Here is a 7,073-nt window from a genome sequence, read left to right as displayed (position 1 = left end):
TTGGCAACGGTTATTCCAACGTCTGTATTGGGCGGTGCCATGGTTGCCATGTTCGGCATGGTTTGCGCCGCCGGTATCCGTATGTTGGGCAAGGCGGATTTGACCGATTCGAACACGATGCTTATTGCCGCTTGTTTTATTACTTTGAGCCTTGGCGTAACGGTAACACCTAATTTGTTTGCACAGTTTCCTTCTTCCGTACGCATTCTCTTGGAAAGCGGGATCGTAGTGGGGGCGTTGACCGCTGTAGTACTTAATATCTTATTTAACTATGATAAGATTAAAGAGTCCAAATAAGGGAAATATATACTAAAAAGTCGCCTAATTAGTCAAATTTGGGCGACTTTTTTATATTGTCATCATAGTATCGTCATAGAGTTCTTTTTGAGCCTTTGAACCTGTAGTTTAATGCTAACCCCTCATTTTTATGATATAATAGGAAAGTAACGTAACAAAGGAATAACAAATGGTACTTGGTCATTCATTGGTAGGAGGCGACGTATATGATGATGTTTCCCGCAATTGATATGGTAGCAACAGGCGCACAAATTCAGGCATTACGTGAGAAAAACGGGTATTCCGTTAAAGATTTGCAAGAAGCCTTTGGCTTTAATGACCCGCAAGCTATTTACCGCTGGCAGTGGGGGCAAAGCTTACCGCGTATAGACAATTTGGTGGCGTTAAGTGTATTATTTGGTGTAACAATTGACAGCATTCTCGTTCTCGAGCAGGAGGAGGATGCTGTTTCTGCTTTTTATAGACTTAATTTTATAGACTTAATTTTCATAGGAACCGGCTTATTGTAAGCGGGTTCTTTTTTATATTCTGTATTTTGCCTTTTTGTATTCTATATTTTGCTTTCTTGTATACAGAAAGCAGGAGAATCACGATGATGAGTAGAAGTAATATAATATATGTTTAAAGTGCATTTATTTTTGATTTTGTGAGTTGCAAGGCATTGTTATTCAGGAGGCGAAAATATGACATTTTTATGGGAACAGGGAATTCCGGTAATCAAATTAGACATGATTGCCACGTTGGCGTTGGCGATTTTACTGTTACTCTTAGGTCGCGTAATGGTTAATCGCATCAGTATTTTAGGGCGTTTTTGTATTCCGGCACCGGTAGCCGGCGGCTTGTTGTTTTCTATATTAATGTTGATTTTGCATCAAACCAATGTCTTAGTTATTAAAATGGATACCTTACTGCAAACGCCGTTTATGTTAGCCTTTTTCTCCACAATCGGGTTGATTGCCAGCCTTAAGCTTGTGAAAAAAGGTGGCAAATTGCTATTATTCTATTGGCTCCTTTGCGGGTTCTTATCACTCATGCAAAACGTAATCGGTGTGTCATTGGCACAGCTCTTAGATATTGATCCATTATTGGGCGTGTTGATGGGGGCTGTTTCCATGGAAGGCGGTCATGGGGCCGCCGGTGCCTTTGGTCCGGAAGTGGAAGCGATGGGTGTATTCGGTGCTACGGCGGTTGCCATGGCGGCCGCAACGTTTGGCCTTGTTTCAGGTGGCTTAATCGGTGGTCCGATTGCCAAGTATTTGCTAAATAAATACAATTTAAAATCAACAGAAGAGTTGGAATTGGCCGAAGGTGGTTCAGTAACAGCCACTGATATGCAAAGCGATGCTGCTATGGAGTCCGATAAGGCTGTTAAACAGGAGAGTGAATATGTTGAAAGTGGTGTATCGGCACACTCCTTATTTACACATACGGCTATAATTGCCATTTGTATGACTGTTGGTTTAGCCGTGGCCGCTTGGCTCAAAGGGCTGGCCGGCATTGCCTTGCCGAGTTATGTGGGGGCTATGTTCTTCGCCGTAATTTTACGTAATCTTAACGATCAACTGAATGTTGTTAAAGTCCATACGGAAACGATTAATTTAATCGGCGACTATTGTTTAGGCGTATTCTTATCTATGGCATTGATGACCCTTAAATTATGGGAACTCATTGATTTAGCGATTCCAATGCTCATCGTGTTAGGTGCGCAAGTTGTGTTCATGATCGTATACTGCTTATTCGCCGTATTCCCATTATTGGGCAAAACCTATGATGCGGTGATTATGTGTGCCGGTATGGCCGGTCACGGTTTGGGTGCTACGCCAAACGCTATGGCGAATATGAAGGCTGTTACTGAAAAATACGGCCCATCTACTAAAGCTTTCTTAATCGTACCTCTTTGCGGGGCCTTCCTAATTGACCTCTTCGCATTGCCGTGTATCGTGTGGTTCATTAACTACTTTGCCCATTAAGGTGAGGGGTGACCCGGAAAAATCTTTTACCTAAAACAAATAATAGAAAAGTGAGCCCTGTGAAGTGGGATTAAATGCAGTTACTGTGGTTGTTAAACAACTTTGGTGACTGCATTTTAGTTTGCTTTATTATGACTAAAAATTATATATTCTATATTTTTGGGTTATACGTAATTCGTAGCAGGAGAATTTAAACTTATAACGAATACTTAAAATTGTGATTACATTGGTATTCATTTAACGGGCATTATTTGTAGAGTGAGTTGTAGCATGGTCTGCAGTAGCTAGTAGCTATAGTGTATTAAAGCGTAGTAGATTGGGAGCCGGTAGAATAGTAGTCTTTTGGGAAAATCTATAGCCTTTGGCGGCCAAGTGTGGCCGCTACTTACATGTAAAACGGGTGTTAGCCATAATGGTATTGTGTTGGCTAGGAGGCGAAAAGTATGAACTTTTTTATGGATCAAGGGATTCCGGTAATTGAGCTTGATATGATTGCTACGTTGGCACTGGCAATCTTCCTACTCTTATTGGGACGCATTATTGTCAATCGAGTTGGCTTTTTGAGTCGATTCTGTATTCCTGCACCGGTGGCGGGCGGCTTATTGTTTTCACTGATTATGTTAGTGCTGCATGAGACAAATATTTTAAACGTTAAAATGGATACGATATTGCAAACGCCGTTTATGCTGGCATTCTTTGCAACGGTCGGTCTTATTGCCAGTCTTAAGCTGGTAAAAAAGGCGGCAAGCTATTATTTTATTATTGGGCATTGTGTGCCTTTTTATCACTCATGCAAAACGTAATTGGCGTTTCTTGGTCAAAAGTGCTCGGTCTTGATCCGCTACTTGGCGTTTTAATGGGCGCCGTATCCATGGAAGGCGGTCACGGCAATGCCGGCGCGTTCGGTCCCGAAGTAGAAGCCATGGGGGGTTACGGTGCTACAGCGGTGGCCATGGCGGCGGCTACTTTTGGGGTTGTAGCGGGTGGCGTAATCGGCGGACCTTTGGCTCGATTTTTTCTCAATAAATATAACCTGCGTTCCACTGAAAACGAAGAATTAGCGGAAGAAGGTAAAACAGCCGGTTTAGCTCAAGAGTTAGATCAAGTGGCCGGACCGGATACAACCAGCGTTAACGAAGCGCTTACGGTTGAAAAAATCGAAGAAGGGAAAGAAATCAGCGAAGAAGTGGCGGCTCATGTATTCTTGTTGCATGGTTTTATCATCGCCATCTGTATGGTAGTGGGCATGGAAATGGCCGTTTTTGTAAAAGCAACGTTCGGTTTTGCTATACCGAACTATGTGGGCGGTATGTTCTTTGCCGTTTTATTGCGTAATATTAATGACAAATTTAACCTTGTGGAATTGCATAATCCGACCATTGGACTTATCGGCGACGTGTGCCTTGGCATCTTCTTGTCTATGGCTCTTATGACTCTTAAATTGTGGGAACTGGCCGACTTGGCATTGCCGATGATTGTCATCCTTATGTCGCAGGTTATTTTCATGATTGTGTATAACATATTCGTGGCATTCCCGGTATTGGGGAAATCCTATTATGCAGTTATTATGTGTGCCGGCATGGCCGGTCATGGTTTGGGTGCTACGCCGAATGCGATGGCGAATATGAAAGCAGTTGTTGAAAAATACGGTCAATCTACTAAAGCATTTCTCATTGTACCGCTGTGTGGCGCCTTCTTGGTAGACTTGTTTGCGGTACCTTGTATTGTGTGGTTTATTAACTACTTTGCCCATTAAACCTAGTGGCGACATATTTTTCAAAAGAAAGCATAAACAATTAAAGACAAAAAAGAAGAAAGGTCTTGCTGCTCGGTAGTCGCAAGACCTTTCTTCTTTATTAGGAGTGGGATTAAGGGGGATCTATTTGAATAAAGCGTAATATATAACGTATAACCATCCGAATAGGCCGTGAAGAATGGCCCAAGGGATGGAGTGCCAGTTGGCATAGCTAATAACCATGGCCAAGGCGGATCCAAAAGAAATACCCGTTGTTACAGTTGATGATACAAACTTCATAAATACCTCCCTATATATTCTTGGCAGAAACTATAAACAATAATTAACTGCCATGATAAATCTAAATATCTCAATATAATTATAACGTATTTTTAGATATTTGTATAGTGAGGTTTTTAGATATAATGATATAAAAGTATTTATAAATGATATGTGAGTGAGATAGAGTATAAAAAGGAAGTGCTAAAATTTAAGCACTTCCTTTTTTGTTACTTATTATTTACCTAGGATATTAAGATAGCTTAAAAGATCTTGAATTCCTTTGTCACTATTGATGCCTATTTTAAAAATGGGTGAAGCTCCGGTCATTATAAGTTGATTTTCAATAAATTCAATATCATCGGTTTCATCTATTAAATCCATTTTTGTGATAATACCGATAGCAGGCTTATTAAATAGACTGGCAAATCCCGGAGGAAACATTTGCTCTTTTTCCTTTGCGGAAATGAGAAAACCTAAAATGTCAGCCTCTGCAGCAGTAACTAGAAGGGCGTTGTACATAAGTCTATGTTGGACAAACTCACCCGGCGTATCAATAATATCGTCATGAAATTGAACCGTTTGTGTTTTTGCGTAAATGATTTCAACACCTTCAATTCGCTGTGTTAGAGTTGTTTTACCAACACCAATGGGGCCAACAAACATAATTTTTTTCATAAAAACACTCCTTATTAACGGTGTATAATAAAAAGGAATGTTAAGCAAGAGTTTACTGTATGTAGTTTTAAGATACAGGATTTTTAAATAAATGTAAATAGTCAGCAATCTATGATAATTAGTAAATTGACAAAAATGAGGCTTATTTGTATTATCAAGTTAACACAATGAAGTGTAAATAAAGCATAGTGGCTTTGAAAGAGGATTTTTAATGAGGCAAAATTAGTGCTTCTCATAATATTCTCTATAATTACCGGTATTTCAATGATTATATACCATGTAATGAGAAAGGAGCTTTACTATGAAAATTTACACTAAAACCGGCGATAAGGGCATGACTCGTTTAGTGGGCGGTATTGCAGTATCAAAAGATTCAGATCGAGTAGATAGCTATGGTACTATTGATGAATTAAATTCGTGGATTGGTTATGCTATATCGCAATTTGATTCGTCTTTATTCGAGGAAAAAAATGAATTACAACATTTACAGCATTTCTTATTTGATGTAGGTACTGATTTAGCAACTCCGGAGTCGTTAAATCGAGAAATAACTTTACCTGTTGATGCTATATCATGGTTGGAAGCCCGAATTGATGAGTATACGGCTAAATCACCGGAGATTAATCGTTTTATTTTGCCCGGTGGAACTCGTGAGGCCAGTATGATTCACATGGCACGGACGATTGCAAGACGGGCCGAACGACGAATAGTTCGATTACAGATGACCGCGAAAATACCGGGAGAGTTGGTTATGTTTGTTAATCGATTATCAGACTATTTTTATGCTTTAGCAAGATACTTAAACACTAAACAAGGTATGGAAGATATATTTTATACCAGAAGTGCTGAAGTATTTCATAATGCTAAGACCAAAAATATAAAATAATTATTGGGATTATCCTGTTCTTGCAGAATTGATTAAGATATGTTATTATTGCTTTTAGATTAATAGAAATATGAAATCTGACGATGGAAGTTAGTGAGAATCTAACACGGTCCCGCCACTGTGATGGCTTTTGCCTAAGTCAGGTCTTTCGCGGATTTCATTACACATGCTGTTTCGAGGTAAGACAGGATGTTGTTTTTGTGGCATTGTAGTACTTCACTGGAATTAATGCAGAAAATAAACCGGCATGTATTAATCTGTCTTGCACAGAGACGTGCGTCTATTGATGGACTAATGTTAGTCGTTCAATGATGAGAGAGCACAGCACAGTGGAGTGTGACATTAGTTCAAAAATAGGAAAAGGGCATGGAGCTAGTACTCCATGCCCTTTTGTTATAAGTGTAAAGAACCCTTTTGTCATCGGGTGTTATATCATAGTCAAAGAGAGAACAAGTTAAAATAACTGCTAATTTAGGTATAAATCGGAGAAAATTTGAAATAGTATATATATTATGCATAATTGAAATACGTAATTTTTATTGACATTTTTTTGGGTTAAGTATAAATTATTGTTATAAGATTTTCGTGTACAATGGCGTGCATGGTTTGCAATGAAGCTTAAACGGAGGGTGTATTCCGTGAGGGCTTCTTTTTTTATTTGTTAAGCAGGAGAACATGTATGCAGAAAATTAAATTTCCTACGACTCTATGGGTAGGGGAAGATGCGTTGCAAGGTCTTCGTGATCTCCCTGTAAAAAAGGTTTTCATAGTGACGGATCCATTTATGGTTCAGTCTGGAATGATTTCACATGTAACGGAGAACTTAGACTTTGCTGAAGTAGAGATTTTTAGTGATATTGTTCCGGATCCGCCGACTGAAGTAGTCGCTGCCGGTGTAAGTCACTTAGTAGAATCAAATGCTGATGCAATTATTGCAGTAGGTGGCGGATCTGCTATTGATGCGGGGAAAGCTATGTTGTATTTCGGCAATCGCGTTAAAGCCAATAAAGATTTAATGTTTATTGCTGTACCGACCACAAGTGGTACCGGTTCAGAAGTAACAAATTTTTCAGTAATCACAATGCTGGAAACAGGAACAAAATATCCGATTGTTACCGATGAAATACAACCTAATATTGCAATTTTAGATACTCGCTTAGTAATGAGTGTACCGCCTAGTATTACGGCTGATACAGGCATGGACGTTTTAGTTCATTTAATTGAATCC

7 protein-coding genes, 1 pseudogene and 1 riboswitch are annotated in these 7,073 nt (G+C 39.4%); of the genes and pseudogenes, 6 read left to right on the top strand and 2 right to left on the bottom strand.

Annotation, left to right across the window (positions count from 1 at the left end):
• The 4 genes and pseudogenes from E7204_RS07975 to gltS (E7204_RS07955) all read left to right on the top strand — a co-directional run.
• Positions 1–297 (top strand): solute carrier family 23 protein (locus E7204_RS07975; RefSeq protein WP_295183358.1); only part of this gene is annotated, 297 nt, incomplete at its 5' end.
• Between the two features lie 206 nt (positions 298–503).
• A complete protein-coding gene (locus E7204_RS07970; RefSeq protein ID WP_295183357.1) occupies positions 504–806 on the top strand; it encodes a helix-turn-helix transcriptional regulator in 303 nt (100 codons plus the stop codon).
• Between the two features lie 174 nt (positions 807–980).
• Complete coding sequence (gene gltS / locus E7204_RS07965; RefSeq protein ID WP_295183356.1) at positions 981–2,267, top strand: sodium/glutamate symporter; 1,287 nt, start codon at positions 981–983, stop codon at positions 2,265–2,267.
• A gap of 443 nt (positions 2,268–2,710) precedes the next feature.
• Positions 2,711–4,023, top strand: a pseudogene (gltS, locus tag E7204_RS07955) (sodium/glutamate symporter).
• A gap of 123 nt (positions 4,024–4,146) precedes the next feature.
• Here gltS (E7204_RS07955) and E7204_RS07950 read toward each other — a convergent pair.
• Positions 4,147–4,302: a hypothetical protein gene (locus E7204_RS07950; RefSeq protein WP_295183350.1), complete on the bottom strand. Its 156-nt coding sequence runs from the start codon at positions 4,300–4,302 to the stop codon at positions 4,147–4,149.
• A 216-nt stretch (positions 4,303–4,518) separates the two neighbouring features.
• A complete protein-coding gene (gene eutP, locus E7204_RS07945; protein ID WP_295183348.1) occupies positions 4,519–4,959 on the bottom strand; it encodes a EutP/PduV family microcompartment system protein in 441 nt (146 codons plus the stop codon).
• A gap of 301 nt (positions 4,960–5,260) precedes the next feature.
• Here eutP and E7204_RS07940 point away from each other — a divergent pair, with 301 nt between their 5' ends.
• Positions 5,261–5,845, top strand: coding sequence for a cob(I)yrinic acid a,c-diamide adenosyltransferase (locus tag E7204_RS07940; RefSeq protein ID WP_021842167.1), 585 nt, complete (start codon positions 5,261–5,263; stop codon positions 5,843–5,845).
• Positions 5,846–5,903: 58 nt separating this feature from the next.
• Positions 5,904–6,043, top strand: a riboswitch (adenosylcobalamin (AdoCbl) riboswitch).
• A gap of 481 nt (positions 6,044–6,524) precedes the next feature.
• Positions 6,525–7,073, top strand: a 549-nt coding sequence (locus tag E7204_RS07935; protein WP_295183346.1) for an iron-containing alcohol dehydrogenase, incomplete at its 3' end; no start/stop codon positions are given.

The organism is Veillonella sp. (assembly GCF_015058545.1).
In the GTDB taxonomy this organism is placed as follows: domain Bacteria; phylum Bacillota; class Negativicutes; order Veillonellales; family Veillonellaceae; genus Veillonella_A.
This window is presented reverse-complemented; position numbering and strand designations above follow the sequence as displayed.

Bases quoted from the DNA above. Each gene is read 5' to 3' on its own strand.
- E7204_RS07970 (WP_295183357.1), top strand. From the start codon at position 504: ATGATGATGTTTCCCGCAATTGATATGGTAGCAACAGGCGCACAAATT.
- gltS (WP_295183356.1), top strand. From the start codon at position 981: ATGACATTTTTATGGGAACAGGGAATTCCGGTAATCAAATTAGACATG.
- E7204_RS07950 (WP_295183350.1), bottom strand. From the start codon at position 4,302: ATGAAGTTTGTATCATCAACTGTAACAACGGGTATTTCTTTTGGATCC.
- eutP (WP_295183348.1), bottom strand. From the start codon at position 4,959: ATGAAAAAAATTATGTTTGTTGGCCCCATTGGTGTTGGTAAAACAACT.
- E7204_RS07940 (WP_021842167.1), top strand. From the start codon at position 5,261: ATGAAAATTTACACTAAAACCGGCGATAAGGGCATGACTCGTTTAGTG.